Here is a 24,654-nt window from a genome sequence, read left to right on the forward strand (position 1 = left end):
GCGCGTAGAAGCGGGCACTGTGCTGGAATCCAACCTTACAAGCTGGGCGTGTCTTCTCCACCTGCATACATGACATCGACGTCCCAGCGCGTGAAGCCCAGGCGGCGGTAGAGGGCCACGGCGGCGGTGTTGTCGGCGTCAACATAGAGCATGATGGCCTGCAGTCCGCGCCGGTGCAGGTACTCGATGCCAGCCACCGTGAGGGCCTTGCCCAGGCCGCGGCCCTGCGCCTCGGGCGTCACCCCGACGACGTATACCTCGCCGAGCGGCGGGTGGGCGCCCGTGCCGGCATGCACCTTGGTCCAGTGGAAGCCGAGCAGGCGGGAGGTCTCGGTATCCTCGGCCAGGAAAAAGCCCCCGGGGTCGAACCAGTCCTCGGCCATGCGGGCCTGCAGGTCGGCGAGGGTCGTGGACCCCTGCTCGGGGTGGTGGGCGAAGGCGGACCGGTTGGCCTCGAGCCACAGCTGTTCGTCCTGTCCGGGGACGAAGGTCCGAAGCCGGACCTTGTCGGGCAGGGCGGGGGAGGGCACCAGCTCGGCGTCCGCGGCCCGGGTCTGGCGCATGCGCCACAGCTCACGGACGGGCCGGAACCCGTGCCGGGCGGCGAGGGCGGCCGCGGCGGCATGGTTGCCGTGCGACCAGGCCCGGAGCCCGGGAACCTTCTCGGCGGCGACCGCCGCCGCCAGGGCGGATCCGGCCCCTTCGGCCCGGGCGTCAGGCGCCACGACCAGTTCGAGGACGGCGGCCTCCTGGCCCGCATCCGGCGCCCCGCCCGGGGGCAGGCTGACGACGGCGACGCCGGCCAGTTCCGCGTCGTCCCCTGCGTCCCCGCCCGAGCCGGCCCGCGGCCGCGCGGTGAAAAGCATGACCCGGGCCGCGCCGGGCGCGGAGGAACGCAGGTTTACGAGGGTCTGCTCGGACAGGGGAGGGTTGCCGTCGGCCTCGGCCGCCCGCGCGGCGAGTTCGCGGATCTCCGCCAGCAGGGGCCCCTGCGGGGTGCCGGAGGTCCGGGTGATCGTCCAGGGGGAAAGCTGCGCATCGGCCGTCATGGGCCCAGCCTAGTGCCCCGGCGCCCGGCGGGACCGGCCGCCGGCCAAGGTTCAGGCCGCCGGTTTGGCGGGACGCTCCCGTTTGGGGTAGCGTGGGAAACCGTTCAGGGGGGATGCACCACTGGGGTGCCCGCGATACGTTCGACCCGTATGTCCTCCACTTTGGGCCCCGCCCACGAAAAACCCCCATCCGCAGGAATGGGGGTTTTTCGCATTAAGGCCCCTCCCCGCGCGTCCTTTTCAGGCGCCCGTTCCTTCAGGCGTCCTGGACGACGTCGGCCCCGGTCTCTTCGGGTGTCCGTGTCAGCGTGAACCGGTAGCCGACGTTGCGCACCGTGGCAATGAGCTGTTCGTGGTCGGTGCCGAGCTTCGCCCGCAGCCGCCGCACGTGCACATCGACCGTCCGGGTGCCGCCGTAGTAGTCGTAGCCCCACACCTCGTGCAGCAGCTGGTCGCGGGTGAAGACCCGTCCGGGATGCTGGGCCAGGTACTTCAGCAGCTCGAATTCCTTATAGGTGAGGTTCAGCGGAACCCCGCCGACCCGGGCGGTGTAGCTCGCCTCGTCGATCACCACGCCCGAGGCCCGGATCTCGGAGCTGGTCTCCTCCCCGGCCGCCTGGGCCCGGGCGATGACCAGCCGCAGCCGCGCCTCGACCTCGGCCGGCCCGGCCGAATCCAGCAGGACGTCATCGGCCAGCCAGGCGGCGGTCACCGCCGTCATGCCGCCCTCGGTCAACACGAGCATCAACGGGGCACTGAGCCCGGTGGCCTTCAGGAGCTGGGTGAGCGAACGCGCACCTACGAGGTCACGCCGGGCGTCGACCAGGACGACGTCGCAGGGTTCGGTCTCCAGCAGGGCGGTGGGTTCGGCGGGGAGGATATGCACCTTGTGGCTGAGCAGTTCAAGGGCCGGGAGGATCTCCACTGAGGATCCCGCACTGTTGGTAAGCAGCAGGATGTGCGGCATGTGTCCTCCACGGGTCGGGACGCGCATCATCGGGCGGGCGGACCGGAGCTGCACCGGGAGAACCGGAAGCCGCCGGCGGTAAAGATTTGGACAAGTATAACCGCAGGGCGGGCACCGCGCCCGACGCCGCAGCCCTGCCCTGGCCCGCCCTGTCCGGACCGCGGGCCGGGAGTTTCCCAGACCTCGGAGGCATAGGGCAGTATTGCTCGGGTGAGATTCTGGATAGTGGCCGCGGCAGCCGCCGCCTCGGTGGCGGGCCTGGTCGGCACATCCTTCGTCTCACCTCTGGCCGTTGCCGTTGTCACCGCGATCCTGTGCGCCGTGGCCGCCGTCGGCTGGCCCCACCTGCTGGGCGTCCCCGCCCGCAAGAGCCAGTCCACGGCCATCGGGCTCAGCGCAATCGCCGCCACCGCCGCCGCCGCCTTCACCCCGGGCCCGGGCTTCATGGTTTGGTTCCCCGGCGCGGTGGCCCTTGGCGTGAGTGCGGTGTTCCTGATCCAGCTGCTCCGGGGGACCGGTCAGAGCCACCGCCTCGAATCGACCCTGGGGGCCAGTTCGGGTGTCTTCGCCGTGGCCCTGGGCTCCGGGTGGGCGGCCGCCGACCGGCTGCCGGTCAATGCCGCCGGGACGTCCATGATGCTCGTGACCGGAATCAGCGTCCTCGCCGCCCTCGCGGGCCTGCTCCCGCGGTGGCCCGACCGGGTCGCCGCTCCACTGGGTCTGGTCCTCGCCGCCGCCGCCGGATGGGTCGGCGCGCTCCTGCTCCCCGGCGTCCCCGTCCTGCCCGCCGTCCTCGTCGGCCTCGTCAGCGGCGCGGTACTCGTGAGCAGCCGGCGCCTGCTCGCCTCCCGGGAGGCACCGCTGAACGCCGCGGCGGCGCTCTCCGCCGGGATCACCCCGGTCCTTGCCATCGGGGCCCTCGTCTATTTCCTGGACACCCTGCTGCTCTCCTGAACGCGCCGGTTCCGCGGGGCACCGGGCCGGTCGGGCCCGCCCGCTTCGCCTGCCGCGCTGGCGGTTCCTCCAGCGGCTAATCGGCCCACCGGCGCCCGCCCGGAGGCACGCCCCCGATGGTGTACTGCGGGCCGGAAGGGCGCGTTAGGATGGAAATATGTCGATCCTCGCACTGGAAATCTTCTTCATCTGCCTGCTCGTTGTCGCCGGCCTCGCCATGGCGGGTTTCGCCGCACTCGTGGTCGCCCGCCTGTACAAGGGCCAGAAGTAGCGGTTAGGCAACCCGGCAATGTCAATCGAACTTCCCACCGACCTCACCCCTGAGCTGGTTCCGCTCTCCTGGCTGCTTGGCACCTGGGAAGGGACCGGGCGCCTCGGTGAGGGCGACGCCGACTCGGAGCACTTCGGGCAGCGGATGACGTTCGAACAGCACGGGCTGCCGTACCTGCAGTACACCGCCGAGAGCTGGCTCACCGACGAGCAGGGCTCCCGGCTGCGGCCGCTGTCGGTCGAGACCGGATTCTGGGCGCTTGACCGAAAGCTCAATGACGCCGACGTCGGGCCGGGGCTCTCCCCGGCAGACATCGTGCCGGCGCTGAAGACCGCGGATGAGGTGGAGCAGTTCCGCAACGACGCGGGCGGGTTCGACATCACCGCCACCATCGTCCACCCCGGCAGCATCGCCGAGCTCTACTACGGCACCATCAAGGGACCTCAGATCCAGCTCTCAACCGACGTGGTGATGCGCGGGCAGCACTCCAAGGAGTACGCGGCCGCCACGCGCCTGTTCGGGCTGGTCGGCGGCGACCTGTACTGGCGCTGGGATGTTGCCGCGTCCGGAAACGCGCTGCAGGCCCACGCCTCGGCGATCCTCAAAAAGCTTTCCTGACCCCGCTACGGTGCCGTCCGGCCGGCCGGACGGGGGAATAGCACCGCCTGAAAGGCGTTACATCCACATGACTTACACCAGCCCGCTCCTCAGCCTGCCCGGAGCCGTCCCGGGCGGTGCCCCCGACGAGGCCGTCGCCGCCCACTACGGGGATCCCTTCCGCGAACAGCGCCTCCTCGCCCAGGGGCAGGCTGTCGTCGACCTCTCCCACCGGGGCGTCGTGACCGTCACCGGACCCGACCGGTTGAGCTGGCTCAATACGCTCTCCTCCCAGCTGCTGCTCAAGCTGGCGCCCGGCGAGGCGTCGGAGACCCTCCTGCTGAGCGTCCAGGGGCGCATCGACTTCAGTGCCCGCATCGTCGATGACGGCGCCACCGCCTGGCTGATCGTCGAGGGCGCCGAGGCGCCCGGGCTCACCGAATGGCTCCAGCGGATGAAGTTCATGCTGCGCGTGGAGATCGCCGACGTTTCGGCGGACTGGGCCGTGGTGGGCTCGGTGGCACGGATCGACGCCTTCGAAGGGCGCACCGTCTGGGCCGACCCGTGGCCGGGCGTCGGCGCCGGAGGGTTCGCCTACTCCGCGGTGGAATCCCACCCGGGCCTGGAGCGTCCCTGGTTCGAGTACCTCATCCCGCAGGTCTCGCTCCTCGAGGCGGTAACCGGGCTTGAGGGCTATACGCCGGCGGGAATGATGGCGGCGGAGGCGCTGCGCATCGCCGCCTGGCGCCCGCGCGTCGGGTTCGAGACCGACGACAAGACCATCCCCCACGAACTGGACCTGATGCGCACCGCCGTGCACCTGGCCAAGGGCTGCTACAAGGGCCAGGAGACCGTGGCACGGGTCCACAACCTCGGGCACCCGCCGCGCCGGCTGGTCTTCCTCCACCTCGACGGCAGCCAGCACACGCTTCCCGCACGCGGCAGCGGCATCGTCGCCGAGGGCCGCACGGTCGGGCGGATCACCTCGGTGGCGCACCACTGGGAGATGGGCCCCATCGCCCTCGCGGTGGTGAAGCGCTCGGTCGACCCGTCCGCCCGGCTTCTGGTGCAGGACGCCGACGAGCAGTACGCGGCCGCCCAGGAGGTTATCGTTCCCCCCGACGCCGGCCAGGTCGTGGGCCGGGCCACCGGTTTCCTGAAGGGCCCCCGGTGACCGGCCGGGACACCGGTGCGGATGCCGGTGCCGAGGCGGCGTTCGCCCTCGCCAGCCGGCTTTTCGACGCGGCGCGCCACGGCGACGCCGCCACCCTGGTCCGCTACCTCGACGCCGGGGTTCCGCCGGACCTGACCAATACGGCGGGGGACTCCCTGTTGATGCTCGCCTCCTACAACGGCCACCCGGCCATCGTGAGGGACCTCGTGGGGCGCGGAGCCGACGTCAACAAGGCCAATGACCGCGGCCAGACCCCGTTGGCGGGTGCGGTGTTCAAGGGCCACACCTCGACCGCGCAGCTGCTCTATGAGGCGGGGGCAGACCCCGACGCGGGCACCCCGAGTGCGCGCGACGCCGCGAGGATGTTCGAGCGGACGGACCTGACCGAGCTGTTCGACTGACCGCCGCGCCCGGGTCGGCGGTTCAGCCAAGGGCCACGCTGGTCTGCGTGCCGCCGAAGGCGAATCCGGCGCGGCGCGCGGCCCGCTGGGAGGCAGTATTGTCAACGCGGGCGCGCCACTGGGGCACAAATCCGGCGGCCATGGCTTCCTCGACGGCGACGGCGGTGATCCGGCCGGCCAGGCCCCGGCCGCGGTGCTGGGGGGCGGTCAGCACTCGAAGGTGGGCAAGGATTCCCGCCCACGGCTCGTAGCCCGCTCCCGCGAGCGGGGCCGGGTTCTCCGGGCGCCGGTCGTCGACGAGGATGAACCGGTGGTCGAGGCTGCCCAGCCCGGCCTCGGACACGTCGTCGGGCGGGCACATCCGTTCCAGCCCGTCGACGAACTCCTGGTCGCTCGACACCGCGGTGTTTCGAAGGACCTCGAGGTTGGGCAGGGTATCGCTGAAGTACAGCTGGGCCTCGCCCAGGGACCTGCCTCCGTGTTTCCGGCTCAGCTCCACCAGGGTGCTCTGCTGCCGCAGCTGGACACCCGGAAGGCGCCGGGCGGCCTCAACCGCCCACTCCGGGCCCACCAGCGCCTCTTTGCCGAAGAGGGTCACGAAGGTGAGCCGGCCCGAGGCCTCATCGACCCTCACGATCCGTTCGGCGGGGTCGCCGGCCAACGCCGCGTCCTCGAGCCGGAGCAGCCTCGACCAGGCCAGTTGGATGATGGCCACGGTTCCCGGGTCAAGTTCCATGACGGCAAACTAACACGGACGGACGCCGCGCCCGGCTCCGTGCGGCGCGGGCGGGACGAAGATCACCCGAACAGGATGGCGGCCTCGTCGTAGCGGTGCTGCGGAACCCGCTTGAGGTTGCCGAGGGCGTCCTCGAACCCGACGTGGGCGATCTCGGTTCCGTGGAGGGAGACCATGGTGCCCCAAAGGCCGTCCGCCACGGAATCGACGGCGGCCATGCCCAGGCGGGTGGCCAGGACCCGGTCGAAGGAGGAGGGGACCCCGCCGCGCTGGATGTGCCCCAGGATCGTGGCCCGGGTCTCGATGCCGGTGCGGGCTTCGATCTCCGGCGCCAGCTGGTCGGCGATGCCGCCCAGGCGGGGACGGCCGAAGGTATCGAGGCCGCGCTCCGAGTGGGGCTGTTCCATGTGGGAGGGCACGAAGCCTTCGGCAACCACGACCAGCGGCGCCCGGCCGCGTGCGTTGGCCTCGCTGACCCACCGGGCGATCTGTTCGATGCTCGTCTGCTGTTCGGGGATGAGGATGGCGTGGGCCCCGGAGGCCATGCCCGCGTGCAGGGCGATCCAGCCAACGTGGCGGCCCATGACCTCGGCGATCATGCACCGGCTGTGGGATTCCCCGGTGGTGCGCAGCCGGTCGATGGCCTCGGTGGCGATCTGCACGGCGGTGTCAAAGCCGAACGTGTAGTCGGTGGCGTCGAGGTCGTTGTCGACGGTCTTGGGCACACCGACGATCTTGAGTCCGGCGTCGGTGAGGCGCTTGGCGGCGGCGAGCGTGCCCTCGCCGCCGATGGCGACCATCGCGTCGATGCCAAGACGGTCCATCGTGGCCTTGATGGCGTCCGCCCCGCCCTTGCCGTCGAAGGGATTGGTCCGGGAGGTGCCGAGGATGGTGCCGCCCTGTTTGGAGATGCCCCGCACGGCGTGGCGCTGCAGTTCCACGGCGTCCCCCTCGACGACGCCGCGCCAGCCGTCGCGGAAGCCGACGAACTCCTGGCCGTGGACCTTGATTCCCTTGAGGACCGCCCCCCGGATCACAGCGTTCAGGCCGGGGCAGTCGCCGCCACTCGTGAGCATTCCGATTTTCATAGGGGTGTGTTCCTTCAGCTGGGTTGACGGTTCATCGCAGAGCGCGCCGTCGAGCTCAACTATGATTCTAGACACACGGGAACGGACACCGGCGCACTCTTCCGCCGTGGTGGGCCCGTAGTGTTGGGAAAGCGCCAGGGGCCGCGCGGCCGCACGCGCAGCCGGGCGAGGTCCGGACCGGCGGTTTTCAGCCCGAATTCGAGCCAAGGAGGACCCGCGTGCCCCGATCAGGGTTGCTCGCCGCACCGTCCCGGATGGTTGCCATCTCGCGGCCCGTGCTTTGGATCAACACCCTGGGCACCGGCGCGGTGGGCATGTGGCTCGCCGGCGAGCTGTGGGATCCGGGGGCGCTGGCGTTGCTGATCTGGCTGACGCTGCCCTTCAACCTGCTGATCTACGGCGTCAACGACATTTTCGACCAGGACACCGATGCGCTGAATCCGCGGAAGGGATCGCTCGAGGGCGCGCGCATCCGGGCCGCTGAGGTCCGCTCCATCTGGATATGGGTGGCCGCCACGAACCTCCCGTTCCTCGCCTGGTTCCTGGCGATCCTGCCGTGGCCGGCCCTGGCCTGGATCGGCCTGTACGCGGCGGTGTTCATCGCCTATTCCGCCCCGCCGCCGCGCTTCAAGGCCCGCCCCTACCTCGATTCCCTCAGCAACGCCGCCTACGCCTTTCCCCTGGTCTTCGTCCCGCTCGCGCTCGGTGCCGCGCCCCTCTGGCCTGCCGCCGTCGGCCTGATGGCCTGGAGCGCCGCCAAGCACACCTTCGACGCCGTCCAGGACATCGAGGAGGATAGTGCGGCCGGGATCACGACGACGGCGGTGCGCCTGGGCGCGCGCGGCGTCGTCGGCTGGAGCGGGTTCTGGTGGGCCCTCTCCACGGTCTGCTTCGCCCTGGTGAGCCTGCCCGTGGCCATCGTGAGCGGCGGGATCGCCGGCTGGCTGCTCGTCTCGCTCCTGCGCTCGCCGTCCCCGGCAACCGGGCACCGGCTCTACCGGTACTCCATCGCCTTCCCGTATGTCGCGGGCACCGTGGCAGGAGTGCAGCTCACCGGGTCGCTGCTGCTGGGAATCTACCGATGAGCCGGATCGTCGTCGTGGGCGGAGGCATCGGGTCCCTGGCGGCCGCCGCCCTCCTCGGCGCCGCCGGGCACGCGGTGACCGTGCTGGAGGGCGGGGCCAACCTGGGCGGGAAGAGCCGGCGTGTTGAGGTTGCCGGGCAGCGCATGGACACCGGACCCTCGCTGTTCACCTTCCCGGGAGTCTGGGAAGAACTGCTCCGCCGCATCGACGCCCTCACCGGCAGAGCGCCCGGCAGCGCCGCCGGCACCGCCGGGCTCGAACTCGTTCGGCTCGCCGAGGTGGGAACGTACTCCTTCCGGGGCGAGTCCTGCAGCCTTCCGGTGCCGCCCGGCCACCCCTGGCATGCTGCCTGGGAACGGTTCGCTGCGCTGCACGGGGGCCTCGGGCCGGAGGTCACCACGCTGCTGACAACCCCTCCGCTCGAACGTGCCGCGTATCCCGCGCTCACCCGGCTCGCCCGGCTGTACGGGGGCCGCCTCACCACCCGCAGCTACCTGGACAGCCTGCCCTGGCTCCCGGAGGGGCTCCGGGAGGTCATCGCGATCCACACCCTCAACGCCGGGGTCAGTCCCACCCGGACACCCGCGCTGTACGCGAGCATGCCTGCGGTCATGGCCCACGACGGCGTCTGGGTGCCCCGCGGCGGGGTGTATGACCTGGTGCTGGCACTGGAGCGGCTGGCGGTGGACGCAGGGGTGGATATCTCCACGGGGGAACCGGTGGAGAGGGTCCGGAGAGGCAGCGTGCGCACGGCCCGGGGGACCTACCCGGCGGACGCCGTCGTCGCCGGCGTCGATACGCAGCGGTTGGCCCGGCTGCTGACCGGCCGGACACCGCGGACGCCGCGGAGGCTTTCCTGCTCGGCCGTGGGACTGTACGCGGTGCTGGACCGGCCGCTGCCCGAGGGGACGCCCCGGCACAGCGTGATCCTGCCCGATTCCCCGGAGGAGCTTTACGGCGCGCTGGAGGCCGGGGCGGAACCGGGGCAGACCATGGCCTTTGCGAACTACTATCCGGCGGGCGAGGTGTACCCGAATGCGGCCCCGACGCTTGCCCTGCTGCTGACCAGCCCGGCGAACGGCCGGGCCTACGCCCTGGACGACCGTTTCATCGCCGGAGAGGTCGACCGGGTCTCGCGGGCACTCGGACTGCCGGAGCCCCTGGACGGCTATCTGGGCGAACACGTCGTCCTCGACCCGGCGTATTTCAGCGAGGCCGGGTCGGCCGGCGGGGCGCTCTACGGGGCCGTCCACCCCGCGTGGCTCAGCGGGCCGTTCCACGTTCCGGCCCAGTGGAACCCCCGCAGGCCCTGGCTGTGGCGGGTGGGTGCCTCGGTGCATCCCGGCGGTGGGCTGCCGGCGGTCCTGGGCGGGGCGATGATGTCCACGGAACGGCTGCTGCGCTCGCTTCCACGGCGCCGGCGGTCCTGACCGGCCGGCGGATCAGGCGTGCCTGGCGGCCGGAGCAGGCGTGGGGGCGGCGGCGAGCGCAATGCGGTGCCGCACCACGAAGGCGAGGAGTGCCGCCGCCAGCACGGCGGGGAAAACCAGTGCGGAAAAGATCGAGACGCCGAGCCAGAAACTGAGCGAGAGCAGCAGGCTGTCGAGCAGTCCGGGCCGGACAGGGCGGCGGGTGAGGCGCCGTCCACCCAGAAGGGTCAGGAGCGCCGCGGCGCACAGCCCGGACAGCAGCCAGCCGGCGTAGTTGCTCAGCGGTACCCCGTAGTAGGGTCCGCCGTCGGCCCAGATCCAGAACCGCAGTGAGACAGCACCCGGGTCGAGGACTCCGTCGACAAGGACCAGCAGCACCGCCGAGGCGGCGATGGTCCGCAGGGCCGTCCACCGTCCCGCGAAGACAGCGACAGTTCCGATCACCAGTGGAACATAGGACAGCGGCAGCAGGAACGGCACCAGGCCGAAGGCCTTCGGCCCGAGGGGATCGCCGTAGGAGAAGTCGCCGTAGGGGAAGCCGGTGGCCACGCCGACGCCCTCGATCAGGTAGCCGAAGACCGACACCGCGGCCAGCGCGGCCGCGGCCCGGGCGGGCCCCAGCTGGCGGACCAGGGCGACGAACGCTGGAAGCGCGATGAGGAGGTTGAAGAAGTAGGAGGCGGTATCGGCCCCCGGGGTGTCCGGGAACCGGACGACGAAATACCCGGACACCAGCAGGAACAGGCAGGCGGCGGCGAGCAGGGGCGGAAAGCGGCGGGTTCTGGCGGGGTGCGGCACCTGCCCATCTTTGCAGGTCGGCCCGCCGTGGCGGTGCCGCTGTATATCAGTGACGTTGAATATCAGTGCCGTGGCGTGGCGGTCCCGTTAACGGCAACGGCCGGCACGCTGTGCGCGTGCCGGCCGCTGAAGGTGCCCGATCAGCCCTGGCGGGCCTTGATCCGGGGGTTCTTCTTATTGATGACCATGGTGCGTCCACGGCGGCGGACGATCTGGCCGCCGGGGATGGCCTTGAGGGCCCTGAGCGAATTGCGTACCTTCATGATGTACTCCCTGCTGCTGACTATGCGGATGGTATGGGGGTGCCGGGGGCCGGCTCAGCTCTCGCACTCGGAGCAGTACATCGCTCCATTGTGCTCGCGGGCCAGCTGGCTCCGGTGGCGGACCAGGAAGCAGTTCATACAGGTGAACTCGTCGTCCTGCTGGGGGACGACCTGGATCTGCAGCTCCTCGTGGGAGAGGTCCGCGCCCGGCAGTTCAAAGCCGTCAGCCAGGTCGCTTTCCTCAACGTCGATGACCGCCGTCTGCGAATTGCCGCCGTGCTTGGCCTTGATCGCCTCGAGCGACTCGTTGACGGGCTGGTCCTCTTGGGCGACGCGTGGGGCGTCGTAATCGGTTGCCATAAAGTGCTTATTCTCCTTCAAACGAGACCAGGATTGACCTAACTCGTGCAGTCGATAACAGGGCGCGGCCTGCGTCTATTCCCGAACGGCGGCCGCACCGGGGGGCTCGAGGATGCGCTGGTAGAGCCGGTGGTCCTGCCACCGTCCGGCGATCCTGAGGTACGCCCGGGCCACCCCGATCTCCTCGAACCCCGCCCGGTCCAGCACCCGTTGGGAGGCGCTGTTGTGCGGCAGTATCGCTGCCTGCAGGCGGTGCAGCCCGAGGACGTCCTGCGCTGCCTCCACCGCGAAGGCGACGGCGGCCGAGCCGATCCCGCGCCCGGTCAACTCCGAGTCCACCCAGTACCCCAGGTGGCCGTTGAGGAAGGGGCCTCGCACGATCCCGGTGATGGTGACCGTCCCGACGACCTGCCCGTTCCGGAGCAGGACCCACGGCACCTCCGAACCGGCCTCGACGAGGGCGGCTTTCGCGTCGATGGCCTCCCGCTGACCCGCGGAGGTGAAGAACCGGTCGGAGCGCGCGGGCTCCCAGGGCGCCAGGTGGTCCCGGTTGCGGCTGTACGCCGCGGCAAGGCGCTCAGCGTCCGAGCTGCGCAGCGGGGCCGCCTCGACGCCGCCGGTCAGGCGGGCGGCCTCCGGAGGCCTCACGCGGCAGGAGCGGGCTGGAGTCCGAGGAGGGCGAGGCTGTTCTGCCACAGGGCATCGAGCTGGCCGGGATCGTTGAACAACTTGGCGAAGAGAACCATCCCTTCGATCTGCGCGACGATCGACTTGGCCGCGCCGCGGGGGTCGACTCCTGCGAATTCCCCGGCAGCGGCGCCCTCCCGGACAGTGGCCTCGAGGAGGTCGATCTGTTCCTCGAAGATCTGCTGCAGGCGTTCCCGCACCGGATTATCCTGCGCACTGACCTCGAGGGCGAGGTTGCCGAAGAGACATCCGGTGACCGAGCCTGTTCCCTTCAGTGCCGTCGTCTGCACCTCCGCCGTGGCGAGGAAGAGCTTCCGCAGGCGGTCGAGGGCGGGCTCCGAGGAGGTGAGGATGCCCGACCACTGGGCGCCCTGCTTGATCCAGTGCGCATTGATCACCTCGAGGGCGAGCGCCTGCTTCGACGGGAAGAAGTGGTAGAAGCTCCCCTTCGGCACGCCGGCTGCGGTGCAGATTTCGGCCACGCCGATCGAAGCATAGGCGCGCTGCTGGAAGAGCGCCGTGCCGGCCTCCAGGATTCTTTCGCGTGCGTCTGATTTTCGTCCCATGTTGCAATTATAAGACCAGTCGGCTATAACTGTGCAATTGGTAGTTGACCGATCGTCTACAGAAAGCTGCACACTATGGAATCTCGCAAGGTCGCCGTCGTCACCGGGGGGTCACAGGGTATCGGGGAAGGGCTCGCCGCAGCCCTTCGCGGCATCGGCTATGCCGTCGTCGCAAACTCCCGTTCCATCGCCCCCGCCGATGAGCCCGACTTCGTGACCGTCGCCGGTGACATCTCGGATCCCGCCGTCGCGGAGAAGGTCGTCACCACGGCGATCGAGAAGTTCGGGCGCATCGACACCCTCGTGAACAACGCCGGCATCTTCGTCGGCAAGCCCTTCACCGAGTACACGAAAGAGGATTACGACCGGGTGGTGCAGGTGAACCTCGGCGGGTTCTTCTACGTGACCCAGCAGGCGATTTCCCGGATGCTCGAGCAGGGCTCCGGACACGTGGTGAATGTGACCACGACCCTGGTCGAGTACGCCAACTCGGGCCTTCCCTCCGCCCTGGCCAACCTCACCAAGGGCGGCGTCTCCTCGGTCACCAAGTCGCTCGCCGTCGAATATGCGGGCCGCGGAATCCGCGTCAACGCCGTCTCCCCGGGGCACATCAAGACCCCGCTGCACGCAGGGAACAACCATGACGAGCTCGCCGGGCAGCACCCGATCGGCCGGATGGGCACCGTCGAGGACATCGCCAAGGGTGTCCTCTACCTGGAGCAGGCACCGTTCGTCACCGGCGATGTCCTCCACGTCGACGGCGGCCAGAGCGCCGGCAGCTAGCTTTCCCGGAGCGGGCCGCACTCCCGCTCGCCGACAGGGACACCGGAGGTGTCCGCACTCCAATTGAAGGACAAGACATGGAACCGTCTGGAATCGAAGCACCTGAAGCGAACGCCTCGGACACCGGCACACTCGGTATCGTCAATGCGGTCTTCGCCGCCTGGGCGAACGGAATCCGGGACCACCGGCCGGAGGAGGTGGCATCCCTTTTCACCGAGGATGCCATCTTCCAGGGCCTTGACAGGAGCCATGGCATCGGCCGGCCCGTCGTCACCGCCTACTACGAGAAGCAGCCGGCCGGTCTGCGGGCCGACTACCGGATCCTCGAGCACCGCCGGCTGTCGGTCGACGTCCTGGTGGCCTACGCCGACGTCGACTTCTCGTTCCTTGACGGCCGGGTGATTCCGGTCCACCTGACGGTGGTGCTGCAGCGAGCCGGCGGAAGCTGGCTCATCAGCCACTACCACGTCTCGAAGATCCAGTAGGGTCCGGCCCCGCCGTCAGTCGTACGCCCCGGCAAACGAGGCGAAGATTTCGGCGGCGGGGCCCAGCCGGGCCAGGGGAGCCGACTGCCCGGCCCAGAAACTCGCGAGATCGGCCCGGCCCCTCTCCTCTGCGGCCCTGCGGAACGGCGAGGTCATCGAGCCAAGGGCCGGATAGGGAACCTGGGTGTCCCACCCTGACGCCTCCCGGGTGACCCGGTTGACCAGACCCCGGGCCAGGCGCCCGGTGAAGGCGCCGGTCAGGACCGTGCTGCGGCCGGCCGGCCCGGTGACCGCCTCCTTGTGGACCGCCGAGGCGGCGGACTCATCCGACACGAGGAACGCCGTTCCAACCTGCACACCCTCGGCCCCCAGTTCGTGTGCCGCACGGACCTGGGAGGGCGTGGCAATTCCGCCGGCGGCGACGACCGGCGTGTGAACAGCCGCCACCACCTGGGGCACCAGCGAGAACGTCCCGACCAGGGATTCCTCCGCCGGGGCAAGGAAGGCTCCGCGGTGCCCGCCGGCGTCGCTGCCCGAGGCGACGATCACATCCACGCCGGCCTCCTCAAGGGTGGCCGCCTCGTCGACCGTCGTTGCCGTTCCCACCAGGCGGATTCCGGCGCGCCGCGCGCGGTCCACGGTGTCGGCAGCAGGCGCGCCGAACACGAAACTGATGACCGGCGGTGCCGCGGCCAGGAGTGCGTCCAGCTGGGCATCGAAGTCAATCGGCGCACCCACCGTCGGGTCCGGCGGGTCGATGCCCAACTCCTCGAAATACGGGGCCAGCAACGCCGCCTGTGCCGCCAGTTGGTCGACGCTGGCCGCTGGTTCACCACCCAGCGGTATCCAGAGGTTGACCGCGAAGGGCCGGGCTGTCGCGGTCTTGAGCCGGCCCACCAGCGCCGTGATCTCCTCGGGACGGAGGTGGTGGGCGCCAAAGGATCCAAGTCCGCCCGCCTCCGCGACGGCGGCGACAAGGGGTTCGGAGGAGAGGCCGCCGCCGAAGGGGCCCTGGATAATGGGGAAATTTAGGCCGAGCAGGTCGGCCACCCGTGTCTGCCGCAGCAAAGTCATGCTTGCCGGCCTTTCATTTCGTGATGTTTCATTGTTGACCTTTCCATTCTTGACATGACATTAGGCACTCACCTATAACTAAAGCCCCATAGTAGACCGAACATCTAGAAAGGCGTTCCACCATGTCTGCAGACCCGGAAGCCCCCTGGAAGCCGTTCAGTTTTACCGAGGCCGCAGCGTCGCTGCGATTGGTCCCCACCGCACCCGTTCCCGAGATCGCCCGCGGGCCGAAGGTTCCGGATGAGGGATACTACGTCGAGGAGCTCGCCGACGGAATGTTCCTGTTGAGTGACGGCACCTATCAGATGATGTTCGTCGTCACCGATGATGGAGTCATTGCCGTCGATGCTCCGCCGACCCTGGGTCACAACATTCTTCGGGCGATCAAGGGCGTGACGTCGAAGCCCATCACCCAGATTGTCTACAGCCACCAGCATGCCGACCACGTCGGGGCAATGTCGCTCTACCCCCAGGACGTACCCCGGTATGCCCAACGGATCACTGCGGAGCGGCTGCGGAAGCTCGGCGATCCGAACCGCCCCCTTCCCACGGTCGAGTTCGACGACGGCTACACGCTGCAGTCGGGCGATCACACCCTGCAGCTCGACTACAAGGGTCCCAACCATGCCGAAGGGAACATTTTCATCCACGAGCCCAAGCGCCAGGTGCTGATGCTTGTGGACGTCATCTTCCCGGGGTGGGTGCCGTTCTCGAACCTTGCCGTGTCCGCCAATATCCCCGGATACGTCACCGCCGTCGACCAGACGCTCGGGTACTCCTTCGAGAAGCTGGTCCCCGGACACGTAACCCGCACCGGCACCCGCAAGGATGTCGAGGTGCAGGCCGAGTACCTGGCCGACCTGCACAAGACGACGGAGGCGGCGCTGTCCTCGGTGGATTTTGGGGAGATTATGGCCCCGGTTGATATGTCGAACGCCTGGGCGGTCTTCCGGGCCTACCTTGATGCGGTCGCGGCGAAGTCGGCCGACGAACTGATTCCGCGCTGGGTGGACCGGCTGGGCGGAGCGGACGTGTTCACCCTGCCCAACGCCTGGGCCATGATGGAGGCCCTGCGCCTCGACTACGGAAGCCTCGGCCCGTTCGGCATTGCCGACTAGGAGGGCGCCGTCCCGTGCTGCGGCCGTAGGTGCCGGCCGGCCCTCCTGAGGGGGCCGGACGCTCCCGGCGCAGGAGTCTTCCACGCGCTCAACAGCAGTCCGTTCGGGCCGCTGCCGCTGCCGGATGCCCGCTGCTCCACCCTGCAGATCTCTGCCTCCGCCTGCTCGGTATCCCGTCCCGGCGTCTGCGGAGCAACCGTCGGAAGGGGGTTCGGCCGCAGGGGAATTATTTTCTCCGCCTTCGAGTTGATACGCATACACGATCGAGTACTCCTACTTTAGGAGTACCAGAATTCTCCGGATGGGCAGCTTGCAGGCCCACCGTCGAGCAATACGCATTTCAATAGCCGGCCGTGATTGTTCTGCCGGCCCTCCGCGGAATAACACTTCCCATTTCCGCCTTTACGAGAGCCGGGATAGTGCAGGGGAATCCGGCCCGGCGGCACCTTCAACAACAAATCACACAGCCGAGGAAGAAAAGGACCCGTTATGGAATTCAAGCTTGAGGTCGTAGCCGTTCCCGTCACGGACGTGGACCGGGCCAAGGCCTTCTACGACTCGCTGGGTTGGCGCTTCGACGCCGACTTCACCGTTGACGAGGACCTCCGGGTCGTCCAGTTCACCCCTCCGGGCTCGGGTGCCTCGATCATGATCGGCAAGGGCATCACTGCCGGCGCCCCCGGCTCCCTGCAGGGCCTGTACCTGATCGTTGATGACATCATTGCCGCCCGCGAGGACATCGCCGCCCGCGGCATCGAGATCTCGGAGGTCTGGCACGACGCCAAGGGCATCTGGCACCACGAGGGGGAGAAGGACCGCGTCCCCGGGCCCGACCCGGAGCGCAAGACCTACGCCTCCTACGCCTCCTTCACCGACCCCGACGGCAACGGCTGGTTCCTCCAGGAAATCACCACCCGCCTGCCCGGCCGCATCTAACTCCGGCCAATAGACCCCGCCGCGGCGTCCGGATCACCGGGCGCCGCGGCGGCACCAACCACCACTATCAACCACCACCACTAACCAGGAAGAGGATTGTTATGGAATTCAAGCTTGAGGTCGTAGCCGTTCCCGTCACGGACGTGGACCGGGCCAAGGCCTTCTACGACTCGCTGGGTTGGCGCTTCGACGCCGACTTCACCGTTGACGAGGACCTCCGGGTCGTCCAGTTCACCCCTCCGGGCTCGGGTGCCTCGATCATGATCGGCAAGGGCATCACTGCCGGCGCCCCCGGCTCCCTGCAGGGCCTGTACCTGATCGTTGATGACATCATTGCCGCCCGCGAGGACATCGCCGCCCGCGGCATCGAGATCTCGGAGGTCTGGCACGACGCCAAGGGCATCTGGCACCACGAGGGGGAGAAGGACCGCGTCCCCGGGCCCGACCCGGAGCGCAAGACCTACGCCTCCTACGCCTCCTTCACCGACCCCGACGGCAACGGCTGGTTCCTCCAGGAAATCACCACCCGCCTGCCCGGCCGCATCTAACTCCGGCCAATAGACCCCGCCGCGGCGTCCGGATCACCGGGCGCCGCGGCGGTTCGAACAAGCAGGACCGTGCCGGTGGAGCAACACCGGAACGTAGAAGACATCCACGCAGAAGAGATTCAAGGCAGAGCGAAATTTTGAGGGAAGACACGACAATGGAAAAGAAAGAGTACGACCTGATCGTCCTGGGTGGAGGTGCGGTTGGTGAGAATGTGGCCGACCGTGCTGTCCAGGGCGGATTGACCGCAGTGGTCGTTGAGGCCGAGCTGGTCGGAGGCGAGTGCTCGTATTGGGCGTGCATGCCCTCGAAGGCCCTGCTGCGCTCGGCCCAGGTGCTGCGCGCGGCCCGGCACATGCCCGGCGCGGCCGAGGCCATCACCGGCGAGCTGGACGTTGACGCGGTGCTCGCCCGGCGGAACGCGTTCACCAGCAACTGGGACGACGCCGGCCAGGTGGGCTGGCTCGAAGGTGCCGGAATCGACCTTGTGCGCGGCCACGGACGGATCAGCGGCACCAAGGAGGTCACCGTGACCGCCGACGACGGGACCGTCACCGTGCTCACCGCACGCCACGCGGTGGCTGTGACCACCGGCTCCGATGCCGTGATTCCCCCCATCGAAGGCCTGGCCGAGGCCCGCCCGTGGACGTCCCGGGAGGCAACCAGCATCAAATCCGTGCCCGAAAGCCTTGCCATCATTGGCGGCGGTGTCGTGGCAACGGAGATGGCAACCGCCTTCGCCGGCTTCGGCACGAAGGTCACCCTGATCGCCCGCAGCGGCCTGCTCACCGAGATGGAGCCCTTCGCGGGCGAAATGGTGGGCGCATCCCTGCGCGAGCTGGGTGCCACCGTGCTCACCGACACCAAGACCACGAAGGTCACCCGGGACGGGGATACCGTTACCGTCGAGACGGCCGACGGCGGCACGATCACCGCCGGAGAGGTGATCGTGGCCACCGGGCGCAGCCCGCGCAGCTCCGACATCGGCCTGGAGACCGTGGGGCTCACCCCCGGAGCCTGGCTGGCAACCGACGACACGCTGCAGGTGCCCGGCTACGACTGGCTCTACGCCGTCGGCGACGTGACCGGGCGGGTGCTGCTGACCCACCAGGGCAAGTACCAGGCCCGCGCGGCAGGCGACGTGATTGCGGCCCGGGCCACCGGCGCCGTGGTCTCGGACGGGCCGTGGGGCACGCATGTGGCGACCGCCGATCACGAGGCGGTTCCGCAGGTGACCTTCACCGACCCCGAGGTCGCCTCGGTGGGCCTGACCGCCGCGGCCGCGCGCCGCGCCGGTTATGAAATCCGGGTGGTGGACTACGAGCTCGGCTGGACTGCGGGCGCCTCGGTCCACGCCGATGGGTACACCGGCAAGGCCCGCATGATCGTCGATGAAAAGCGCAAGGTGGTCCTCGGGGTGACCTTCGTCGGACCCGACGTCGCCGAGCTGGTCCAGGCCGCGACCATGATCATCGTCGGCGAGGTCCCCCTCGACCGTCTCTGGCACGCAGTGCCGGCGTACCCGACGATCAGTGAGATCTGGCTCCGCCTGCTCGAGACCTACGGCCGCCCCGAGCCGGTCCGGGCCAAGTAGCCGGCCCCGCCAGAAACCGCAGCTCCGCCAGGGGCGGCCCCGTCCGGGCCGCCCCTGGCGGTACACGCCCACCCACCGCCCGTACAGGGCACACCACCACCCGCCCGTACCAGGGCACACCACCCCGGCATCTGTGCCGGACAGTCAAGGAGATCCCGATGGCGCTTTCGGACCGCGAGCAGCAACTGTTCGAACAGCTTGAGAAACAGCTCGAGGACGAGGACCCCAGGTTAGCCGCTACATTGGCCGCGCCTGCGGCGCCGACCCTATCAACCCGGCGAATCGTCCTCGGCGTGTTGATCGATTTCGTCGGAATCGTCACCGTTTTCGTGGGATTGATGCTTCCGGGCCTGGCTCCCAGCATCTTTGTCGGCGTGTTTGGCTTCGCCGTGATGGTCGCCGGCCTGCACGTCGCGCTAAGCACAGCCGGACCGAAGCCGCCCACCCCTCAGTGGTTGCTTCCCGAACTTCGGCGTTGATCATTCGACCGGCGCCCGGCACCGCACTCAGTCGCTGAGCCGGGCCAGGATCGACGCCGCGGACCCGGCAACGCACCGGTCGAAGCCGGTGCCGGCCCACAGATTGATGCCGTGGGGGTCGTTCGCCGCGGCCGCGGCCGCCCGCAGCGGACTCGTCAGGTGATGGATTTCGGGATAGCCGAACGGCGCCACCGGGTCGTAACGCCTCATGAAGTCGTTGGAAAGGCCCCGGGCGTACCGCCCCGAGAAGGCCCTCGTGACAGCCGTGGCGGGAAACGCGGGTGAGGCCAGCGCCGCCCGGTGCGCCGCCCGCGTTCCCGCCTCCTCGGCCTGCAGGAAGGCGGTGCCGGCCTGCACGGCCACGGCACCGCGGGACAGTGCCTCCTGGACATCGGCACGGGTGGCGATGCCGCCGGCGGCGATGAGGGGGATTCCGAGCCCGGCCAGGTCTTCGAGGAGCGCGTACAGGGGCGTTGGATCGCCCGGTGCGGTGGCGTCGAAGGTTCCGCGGTGGCCGCCGGCTTCGGGCCCCTGAACCGAAAGCGAATCGGCCCCCGCGGCGGCGGCCCGTTCCGCTTCGGGCCGCGACGTGACGGTGACCGTCACGGCCACCCCCCGGTCCTGAAGCGCTTCGATGATCCCGGGCTCCGGTACGTCGAAGGTGAAGGACGCGACGGCCGGAGCGAGGTCGAGCAGGACGGCGATCTTGTTCTCCCAGTCGTCGTCGTCGTACCTCGGCTCGCCCGGTTCCACCCCGAGGCGTTCCGCTTCGGGGGTGAGGGTCCGCGCATACTCGGCCAGTTCTCCGGGGCGGGCAACCGAGGGCTGGGGGACGAAGAGATTGACGCCGAACGGGGCCTCGGTCGCTTCCCGCACCGCGGTGATCTCGGCGCGCAGGGCGCCGGCCGTCTTGTAACCCGCGGCGAGGAACCCAAGTCCGCCCGCCGTGCTCACCGCGGCGGCCAGCCGCGGCGTGGACGGGCCACCGGCCATCGGCGCCTGGATCACCGGCCGGGGAATGCGAGTGATAGCAAAACGGTTAGCTCTATACGTGGAGGCGTTCACAAGGCCGGTTCCTTTCGTACGGAAGTGCGTTGGGTGGTCGGACGGCGGAGCCCGCAGACGCGGAAACTCCGGTTCGCTTTCAGTAATTCACATTTAGTCAAAGTCGACCGCACGTCCAGCTTTTCAGGCCGGAGCCCGTCAACCACGAGCTGCACGGCCAGCGTGCGGCGGTCAACATCACCTCGCGGTCAGCCGCGCCACCAGGAGACTCACTTGTCCACCACCCAATCACCCATCGACAGCTCAGCACCTGCTGCTCGTTCCCGCTTCACCCTTCCCGCCCCGGTAGCCTTCGTGGGAAGCGCGATCGCCTTCACCAGTCTGTACCTTGCGGCAGGAGCGCCGACACCCCTGCTACCGCTTTACCAGGACGAATGGAACTTTCCGGCGGTCGTCCTGACGGCGGCGTTCGCCGCCTACGCCGGAGGTTTCCTCGCGGCCCTCCTGACGGCGGGCTCCCTCTCCGACCACATCGGCCGCAGGCCCGTGCTCATCGGCGCTCTCCTGGTGCAGTTCGTCTCGACCATAATGTTCATTCTCGCGCCCGACGCCGGCTGGGTGATCGCTGCGCGGGTTGTCCAGGGCATCGCCACGGGCGCCGCGACCAGCGCCTTCTCGGCCTCGCTCGCCGAGCTCGCCCCGGTGAAGCACAAGAAACTCGGTGCCATCCTTGGCAGTGTCGCCGTGACCGGCGGCCTCGCCCTGGGCGCCCTGCTTGCCGGGTTGGCCATCGAGTTCACCCCTTCCCCGAACGGCCTGATCTTTACGGTCCTCGCCGTCATCGCGGTTCTGGGGATCATCGTCGTCGCCCTGACCCCCGAGAGTGCGACGCGCCGCCCCGGAGCGTGGCGTTCCCTGATCCCGCGCATGGCCGTCGCTGCCGCTGCCCGGAAGGAATTCGCCGCCGCCGCCCCCGTCATCGCCGCGACCTGGATGCTCGGCGGGCTCTCCCTCGGGCTCGCGCCGACGCTCGTGCGGAACGTCTTCGAGGTTGACAGCGCCCTGGTCAACGGCCTGGTCGGCTTCGTTGCGTCGGCCGCCTCGGCGGTCTCCGGCATCGTGTTCTCCCGCCTGGCCCCGCGCGCCGGAATAAAGCTCGGGATCTACGCCGCGGCCGTCGCTGCCATCGGCAACGTAACGAGCGTGCTCACCGGGACCCTCGTTCTGATGGTCGTCAGCTTCGTGATCGGGGGTATCGGCTTCGGCAGCGCCTTCTCGGCATCCCTGCGTCTCATCATGCCGCTGACCGACGCGCAGCACCGCGCGGGAACCATCGCGTCCGTCTTCGTCGTCGCCTACATCGCCTTCGGCCTGCCGGTCGTCCTCGTCGGCCTGCTCGCCGCGCCCCTGGGTTTTCCGACCACGATTGTGGGATATGGAGCCGTAATCCTGCTCCTCGTGCTGATCGGCCTGATCGCACAGTTCCGCATCACCCGCACGGCCCGGGCCTAGCCTCGGCCCGCCCGTAACGGGCTCCTGCAGGGCCGCATAGACCGCCCGGCTCCGCGGGGCAGCAGCCTAACGCACGACGAACGCGCCATCCGGTACCCACCGGGTGGCGCGTTCTGCATGTGCGGGGCGCCGCGCGGGGCCACAGGCAGGGACGCCGGCGGGCCGGTTCCCCTACCCAAAGGTGAAGCAGTAGACCCCCGCTCCCGGGTCAAGGAACTCGATCTCGGCGGTGCCCTCGGCGCCGGGGCCGCTGCGGCGGAGGAGCTGGTACAGGCCGGGCCGGGTGATGGTGCCGTAGCCGGCCGGGTCGATGTCCAGGCCGGAAGCGGCGCCGGGTTCCCGGCCGTCAACCATGACCCGCAGGCGCACCTCCGATCCCGGTGCCGCCGGAGCCGCGACCAGGTGGACGTCGCGGGCGTGGAAGCGGCAGAAAAGACGTCCTCCAGGAGCTTCGGACACCGCCGCCTCCGCACCGGCCCTCCAACTGCCGGCCAGCGCCCACTGCCCGCGGCGCAGTCGTGGAGGCGCGGTATAGGCGTGCACGCTGTCGCCCGCCAGGCCGTCCGGGGACGCGAACCCGGAGGTCCGTTGATATCCGAGGTAGGTTTCGGCCGACCGGAGGGTTTTCCAGTCCGCGGCCGCTTCAATTCCCGTGCCGGAGACCGGCCCCACCGCCGGACCGGGATCGGCGGCCCCCGCCTCGGTCAGCAGCCGCCGGAGTGCCGCCTCGGTTTCGTCGTAGCCGCCCTCACCGAAGCTGGTATGGCGGAGGCGGCCCTGCGCGTCCACGAGATACACCGCCGGCCAGTAATGGTTGTCGAAGGAGCGCCAGACTCGAAAGGAGTTATCGACAGCGACCGGATAGCCGATGGACAGGGCCTCCATGGCGGGCCGGACATTCCCGACGTCGTGTTCGAAGGAAAATTCGGGTGAGTGCACCCCGATCACCACCAGGCCATGGCGCCGGTAGGCCTCCTCCCAGGCGCGCACGTACGGCAGGGCCCGGAGCCAGTTGATGCACGTGTAAGTCCAGAAGTTGACCAGGACCACACGGCCGCGCAGGGCCGCCCCGGTCAAGGGGGGCGAGTTGAGCCACCCGGTGGCGCCGGCGAAGGAAAACGGCTCCTCCTCCGGTAGCAGGCCCCCGGGCTCGCTGGCCGGGCTTTCGGCCGGACCGACGTCATTCAGGAAGTTTCTGGGGAAGTCGTCTTCGGAAGTCATGATGGAGTTCCTTCGCTCGTTGCGGGCCCCGGTGGACCATTATGGGCACTCCGGCCCGTGCACCGCACTCGTATGACACCCGGCCGCCGCGCCGGTACGGCCCGTCCCGCGTTGCGCCGGGGGGCCGCAACGGGCGAAGGTGGAGGGAAGTGGTAGTCCGACTCGAGGGTCGGAGCAGCATGGATCGTAACAGTGGAGGTCGGAGTAACAGTGGAGGTCGGAACAGGGTGGAGGAGCGGCGTGGACCGGAACTGGAAGCGAACCGGACCGGGAACGGACGGTGGGGCCAGAACGAATGGGCCAACGGGCGGAGGGACCCTGTGACCTCGCTGATCGGACGCCTGCAGTCCTCCTGGACCGTCACCGTCCCTGTGGTGGCACTGGTCGTGCTGGTCCTGACCTGGCAGCGGAACCTTGGCGCCCTGGCCGTCGCCGCCGTCGCCGTCGTCCTGGTGGGATCGATCCTCGCCGCGGTGCACCATGCAGAGGTGATCGCACACCGGGTGGGGGAGCCCTTCGGGTCGCTCGTCCTCGCCGTGGCGGTGACGGTGATCGAGGTGGCGCTGATCATCACGCTCATGATCTCCGGCGGACCCGAGACCGCCTCCCTGGCTCGGGACACGGTGTTCGCCGCGGTGATGATCACCGCGAACGGAATCGTGGGACTGGCGCTGCTCGTGGGCGCAGTGCGCTTCGGGACCGTCCGGTTCAACACCGAAGGGACGGGTGCCGCCCTGGGCGTGATCGCCATGCTCGCCACCATGACCCTGGTGCTGCCCAGCTTCACCTCCGCCCGCTCCGGGCCGGAATTCTCCCCGGCGCAGCTGGCCTTCGCCGGGATCGCCTCCCTTGCCCTGTATGCCGCCTTCGTCTCCACCCAGACAGTGCGCCACCGCGACTTCTTCCTGCCGGTGCCGGCACACCCGGGCCGGCGTGCTGCGGCCGCCGACGACGCCGAGGAGCACGCCCCACCTCCCAGCACGCGCGCGGCACTGCTCAGCCTCGGCCTGTTGGCCGTTGCCCTCGTGGCTGTCGTCGGACTGGCGAAGGCCGTGTCACCCGCCATTGAGGCGGGGGTGAAGGCGGCCGGCATTCCCGAGTCGTTCGTCGGTGTGGTCATCGCACTGCTGGTGCTCACGCCGGAGGGCATCGCCGCCACCCGCGCGGCACTGCGGGACCGCATTCAAACCAGCCTCAACCTCGGGTACGGCTCGGCGATTGCGAGCATCGGACTGACCGTTCCCGTGATTGCCCTGTCCACCCTCTGGCTTGAGGGCCCCCTGATCCTCGGCCTCGGCTCCACCCAAATTGTGCTGCTGACCTTGACGGTGGTCGTCAGCGTCCTCACCGTGGCGCCGGGCCGGGCGACGCGGCTCCAGGGAACCGTGCACCTCATCCTGTTGGCGGCGTTCATCTTCCTGGCGATCAACCCTTAACGGGGAATAGGAGGGGCTTTCGTCATAGTTTAGGAGTAT

At 69.3% G+C, this 24,654-nt stretch carries 27 protein-coding genes; 15 read left to right on the forward strand and 12 right to left on the reverse strand.

The window, feature by feature from the left end; translation table 11 throughout:
* Positions 1-35: 35 nt before the first annotated feature.
* On the reverse strand, positions 36-1,049 hold the full coding sequence (mshD, locus tag E2F48_RS10320) for a mycothiol synthase (RefSeq protein ID WP_133403887.1): 1,014 nt from the start codon (positions 1,047-1,049) through the stop codon (positions 36-38).
* Positions 1,050-1,305: 256 nt separating this feature from the next.
* The gene (locus tag E2F48_RS10325) at positions 1,306-2,016 is read right to left on the reverse strand and encodes a winged helix-turn-helix transcriptional regulator (protein WP_133403888.1); all 711 of its coding nucleotides are present in this window, start codon (positions 2,014-2,016) and stop codon (positions 1,306-1,308) included.
* Positions 2,017-2,226: 210 nt separating this feature from the next.
* On the opposite strand from E2F48_RS10325, the gene E2F48_RS10330 reads away from it, so the two are divergent.
* From E2F48_RS10330 to E2F48_RS10345, 4 genes are all read left to right on the forward strand, one after another.
* Entirely contained in the window at positions 2,227-2,970 is a 744-nt protein-coding gene (locus tag E2F48_RS10330; RefSeq protein ID WP_133403889.1) for a hypothetical protein, read from the forward strand.
* 289 nt (positions 2,971-3,259) lie between these two features.
* Positions 3,260-3,859 carry a nitrobindin family protein gene (locus E2F48_RS10335; protein WP_133403890.1) on the forward strand — a complete coding sequence of 200 codons (600 nt, stop codon included), beginning with the start codon at positions 3,260-3,262 and terminating at the stop codon, positions 3,857-3,859.
* A gap of 67 nt (positions 3,860-3,926) precedes the next feature.
* A complete protein-coding gene (gene ygfZ, locus E2F48_RS10340; RefSeq protein ID WP_133403891.1) occupies positions 3,927-5,012 on the forward strand; it encodes a CAF17-like 4Fe-4S cluster assembly/insertion protein YgfZ in 1,086 nt (361 codons plus the stop codon).
* Positions 5,009-5,413, forward strand: a complete 405-nt coding sequence (locus E2F48_RS10345) for an ankyrin repeat domain-containing protein (RefSeq protein ID WP_133403892.1) — start codon at positions 5,009-5,011, stop codon at positions 5,411-5,413. Before ygfZ ends, E2F48_RS10345 begins: the two co-directional genes overlap by 4 nt.
* Positions 5,414-5,435: 22 nt before the next feature.
* Here E2F48_RS10345 and E2F48_RS10350 read toward each other — a convergent pair whose 3' ends face one another.
* Both E2F48_RS10350 and E2F48_RS10355 read right to left on the reverse strand, forming a co-directional pair.
* Entirely contained in the window at positions 5,436-6,149 is a 714-nt protein-coding gene (locus tag E2F48_RS10350; protein WP_133403893.1) for a GNAT family N-acetyltransferase, read from the reverse strand.
* A gap of 62 nt (positions 6,150-6,211) precedes the next feature.
* On the reverse strand, positions 6,212-7,237 hold the full coding sequence (locus tag E2F48_RS10355) for a 6-phosphofructokinase (RefSeq protein WP_133403894.1): 1,026 nt from the start codon (positions 7,235-7,237) through the stop codon (positions 6,212-6,214).
* 218 nt (positions 7,238-7,455) lie between these two features.
* Between E2F48_RS10355 and E2F48_RS10360 the strand changes: the two genes are divergently transcribed.
* Together E2F48_RS10360 and E2F48_RS10365 are read left to right on the forward strand one after the other, a co-directional pair.
* Positions 7,456-8,322 carry a UbiA family prenyltransferase gene (locus E2F48_RS10360; protein ID WP_133403895.1) on the forward strand — a complete coding sequence of 289 codons (867 nt, stop codon included), beginning with the start codon at positions 7,456-7,458 and terminating at the stop codon, positions 8,320-8,322.
* Positions 8,319-9,752 (forward strand): phytoene desaturase family protein, encoded by a 1,434-nt coding sequence (locus E2F48_RS10365; protein WP_133403896.1) that lies wholly within the window; start codon positions 8,319-8,321, stop codon positions 9,750-9,752. Before E2F48_RS10360 ends, E2F48_RS10365 begins: the two co-directional genes overlap by 4 nt.
* A gap of 12 nt (positions 9,753-9,764) precedes the next feature.
* On the opposite strand, the gene E2F48_RS10370 is transcribed toward E2F48_RS10365, so the two are convergent.
* The 5 genes from E2F48_RS10370 to E2F48_RS10390 form a co-directional block, all read right to left on the reverse strand.
* Positions 9,765-10,550: a carotenoid biosynthesis protein gene (locus tag E2F48_RS10370; RefSeq protein ID WP_165968741.1), complete on the reverse strand. Its 786-nt coding sequence runs from the start codon at positions 10,548-10,550 to the stop codon at positions 9,765-9,767.
* Between the two features lie 140 nt (positions 10,551-10,690).
* Positions 10,691-10,813, reverse strand: a complete 123-nt coding sequence (locus E2F48_RS10375; protein WP_120164674.1) for a ribosomal protein bL36 — start codon at positions 10,811-10,813, stop codon at positions 10,691-10,693.
* Between the two features lie 54 nt (positions 10,814-10,867).
* On the reverse strand, positions 10,868-11,173 hold the full coding sequence (locus tag E2F48_RS10380; RefSeq protein WP_133403898.1) for a DUF4193 domain-containing protein: 306 nt from the start codon (positions 11,171-11,173) through the stop codon (positions 10,868-10,870).
* Between the two features lie 75 nt (positions 11,174-11,248).
* Complete coding sequence (locus E2F48_RS10385) at positions 11,249-11,821, reverse strand: GNAT family N-acetyltransferase (RefSeq protein ID WP_246018804.1); 573 nt, start codon at positions 11,819-11,821, stop codon at positions 11,249-11,251.
* Complete coding sequence (locus tag E2F48_RS10390) at positions 11,818-12,426, reverse strand: TetR/AcrR family transcriptional regulator (protein ID WP_133403899.1); 609 nt, start codon at positions 12,424-12,426, stop codon at positions 11,818-11,820. The genes E2F48_RS10385 and E2F48_RS10390 overlap by 4 nt, the downstream gene beginning before the upstream one ends.
* A 75-nt stretch (positions 12,427-12,501) precedes the next feature.
* On the opposite strand from E2F48_RS10390, the gene E2F48_RS10395 reads away from it, so the two are divergent.
* Both E2F48_RS10395 and E2F48_RS10400 read left to right on the forward strand, forming a co-directional pair.
* A complete protein-coding gene (locus tag E2F48_RS10395) occupies positions 12,502-13,209 on the forward strand; it encodes an SDR family NAD(P)-dependent oxidoreductase (RefSeq protein ID WP_133403900.1) in 708 nt (235 codons plus the stop codon).
* Positions 13,210-13,286: 77 nt separating this feature from the next.
* On the forward strand, positions 13,287-13,694 hold the full coding sequence (locus E2F48_RS10400) for an SgcJ/EcaC family oxidoreductase (RefSeq protein WP_133403901.1): 408 nt from the start codon (positions 13,287-13,289) through the stop codon (positions 13,692-13,694).
* 15 nt (positions 13,695-13,709) lie between these two features.
* Here the strand turns inward: E2F48_RS10400 and E2F48_RS10405 are convergent, their stop codons facing one another.
* Complete coding sequence (locus tag E2F48_RS10405; RefSeq protein ID WP_133403902.1) at positions 13,710-14,768, reverse strand: NAD(P)H-dependent flavin oxidoreductase; 1,059 nt, start codon at positions 14,766-14,768, stop codon at positions 13,710-13,712.
* Between the two features lie 122 nt (positions 14,769-14,890).
* Between E2F48_RS10405 and E2F48_RS10410 the strand changes: the two genes are divergently transcribed.
* The 5 genes from E2F48_RS10410 (at position 14,891) to E2F48_RS10430 (ending at position 19,441) form a co-directional block, all read left to right on the forward strand.
* Positions 14,891-15,886: an MBL fold metallo-hydrolase gene (locus E2F48_RS10410; RefSeq protein WP_133403903.1), complete on the forward strand. Its 996-nt coding sequence runs from the start codon at positions 14,891-14,893 to the stop codon at positions 15,884-15,886.
* Between the two features lie 489 nt (positions 15,887-16,375).
* Positions 16,376-16,822 (forward strand): VOC family protein, encoded by a 447-nt coding sequence (locus E2F48_RS10415; protein ID WP_133403904.1) that lies wholly within the window; start codon positions 16,376-16,378, stop codon positions 16,820-16,822.
* Positions 16,823-16,923: 101 nt separating this feature from the next.
* Complete coding sequence (locus E2F48_RS10420) at positions 16,924-17,370, forward strand: VOC family protein (RefSeq protein ID WP_133403904.1); 447 nt, start codon at positions 16,924-16,926, stop codon at positions 17,368-17,370.
* Positions 17,371-17,525: 155 nt separating this feature from the next.
* Positions 17,526-18,962, forward strand: a complete 1,437-nt coding sequence (locus E2F48_RS10425) for a dihydrolipoyl dehydrogenase family protein (protein WP_133403905.1) — start codon at positions 17,526-17,528, stop codon at positions 18,960-18,962.
* Positions 18,963-19,120: 158 nt separating this feature from the next.
* Positions 19,121-19,441 carry a DUF3040 domain-containing protein gene (locus E2F48_RS10430; RefSeq protein WP_133403906.1) on the forward strand — a complete coding sequence of 107 codons (321 nt, stop codon included), beginning with the start codon at positions 19,121-19,123 and terminating at the stop codon, positions 19,439-19,441.
* Positions 19,442-19,468: 27 nt separating this feature from the next.
* Here the strand turns inward: E2F48_RS10430 and E2F48_RS10435 are convergent, their stop codons facing one another.
* Complete coding sequence (locus E2F48_RS10435) at positions 19,469-20,506, reverse strand: nitronate monooxygenase (protein WP_281274799.1); 1,038 nt, start codon at positions 20,504-20,506, stop codon at positions 19,469-19,471.
* A gap of 213 nt (positions 20,507-20,719) precedes the next feature.
* On the opposite strand from E2F48_RS10435, the gene E2F48_RS10440 reads away from it, so the two are divergent.
* Positions 20,720-21,958, forward strand: a complete 1,239-nt coding sequence (locus tag E2F48_RS10440; RefSeq protein ID WP_221411665.1) for an MFS transporter — start codon at positions 20,720-20,722, stop codon at positions 21,956-21,958.
* A 171-nt stretch (positions 21,959-22,129) separates the two neighbouring features.
* Here E2F48_RS10440 and E2F48_RS10445 read toward each other — a convergent pair whose 3' ends face one another.
* On the reverse strand, positions 22,130-23,179 hold the full coding sequence (locus tag E2F48_RS10445) for a redoxin domain-containing protein (RefSeq protein ID WP_133403908.1): 1,050 nt from the start codon (positions 23,177-23,179) through the stop codon (positions 22,130-22,132).
* Between the two features lie 329 nt (positions 23,180-23,508).
* On the opposite strand from E2F48_RS10445, the gene E2F48_RS10450 reads away from it, so the two are divergent.
* Positions 23,509-24,615, forward strand: coding sequence for a calcium:cation antiporter (locus tag E2F48_RS10450; RefSeq protein WP_165968755.1), 1,107 nt, complete (start codon positions 23,509-23,511; stop codon positions 24,613-24,615).
* Positions 24,616-24,654: the final 39 nt, after the last annotated feature.

The organism is Arthrobacter crusticola, assembly GCF_004357995.1.
Lineage (GTDB): Bacteria > Actinomycetota > Actinomycetes > Actinomycetales > Micrococcaceae > Arthrobacter_D > Arthrobacter_D crusticola.

What these genes read in the sequence shown, in the direction of transcription:
- E2F48_RS10390 (WP_133403899.1), bottom strand. Translation starts at nt 12,426, where the DNA reads ATGGGACGAAAATCAGACGCACGCGAAAGAATCCTGGAGGCCGGCACG.
- E2F48_RS10430 (WP_133403906.1), top strand. Translation starts at nt 19,121, where the DNA reads ATGGCGCTTTCGGACCGCGAGCAGCAACTGTTCGAACAGCTTGAGAAA.
- E2F48_RS10445 (WP_133403908.1), bottom strand. Translation starts at nt 23,179, where the DNA reads ATGACTTCCGAAGACGACTTCCCCAGAAACTTCCTGAATGACGTCGGT.
- E2F48_RS10325 (WP_133403888.1), bottom strand. Translation starts at nt 2,016, where the DNA reads ATGCCGCACATCCTGCTGCTTACCAACAGTGCGGGATCCTCAGTGGAG.
- E2F48_RS10350 (WP_133403893.1), bottom strand. Translation starts at nt 6,149, where the DNA reads ATGGAACTTGACCCGGGAACCGTGGCCATCATCCAACTGGCCTGGTCG.
- E2F48_RS10375 (WP_120164674.1), bottom strand. Translation starts at nt 10,813, where the DNA reads ATGAAGGTACGCAATTCGCTCAGGGCCCTCAAGGCCATCCCCGGCGGC.
- E2F48_RS10400 (WP_133403901.1), top strand. Translation starts at nt 13,287, where the DNA reads ATGGAACCGTCTGGAATCGAAGCACCTGAAGCGAACGCCTCGGACACC.
- E2F48_RS10420 (WP_133403904.1), top strand. Translation starts at nt 16,924, where the DNA reads ATGGAATTCAAGCTTGAGGTCGTAGCCGTTCCCGTCACGGACGTGGAC.
- E2F48_RS10335 (WP_133403890.1), top strand. Translation starts at nt 3,260, where the DNA reads ATGTCAATCGAACTTCCCACCGACCTCACCCCTGAGCTGGTTCCGCTC.
- ygfZ (WP_133403891.1), top strand. Translation starts at nt 3,927, where the DNA reads ATGACTTACACCAGCCCGCTCCTCAGCCTGCCCGGAGCCGTCCCGGGC.
- mshD (WP_133403887.1), bottom strand. Translation starts at nt 1,049, where the DNA reads ATGACGGCCGATGCGCAGCTTTCCCCCTGGACGATCACCCGGACCTCC.
- E2F48_RS10415 (WP_133403904.1), top strand. Translation starts at nt 16,376, where the DNA reads ATGGAATTCAAGCTTGAGGTCGTAGCCGTTCCCGTCACGGACGTGGAC.
- E2F48_RS10410 (WP_133403903.1), top strand. Translation starts at nt 14,891, where the DNA reads ATGTCTGCAGACCCGGAAGCCCCCTGGAAGCCGTTCAGTTTTACCGAG.
- E2F48_RS10365 (WP_133403896.1), top strand. Translation starts at nt 8,319, where the DNA reads ATGAGCCGGATCGTCGTCGTGGGCGGAGGCATCGGGTCCCTGGCGGCC.
- E2F48_RS10405 (WP_133403902.1), bottom strand. Translation starts at nt 14,768, where the DNA reads ATGACTTTGCTGCGGCAGACACGGGTGGCCGACCTGCTCGGCCTAAAT.
- E2F48_RS10425 (WP_133403905.1), top strand. Translation starts at nt 17,526, where the DNA reads ATGGAAAAGAAAGAGTACGACCTGATCGTCCTGGGTGGAGGTGCGGTT.
- E2F48_RS10355 (WP_133403894.1), bottom strand. Translation starts at nt 7,237, where the DNA reads ATGAAAATCGGAATGCTCACGAGTGGCGGCGACTGCCCCGGCCTGAAC.
- E2F48_RS10380 (WP_133403898.1), bottom strand. Translation starts at nt 11,173, where the DNA reads ATGGCAACCGATTACGACGCCCCACGCGTCGCCCAAGAGGACCAGCCC.
- E2F48_RS10395 (WP_133403900.1), top strand. Translation starts at nt 12,502, where the DNA reads ATGGAATCTCGCAAGGTCGCCGTCGTCACCGGGGGGTCACAGGGTATC.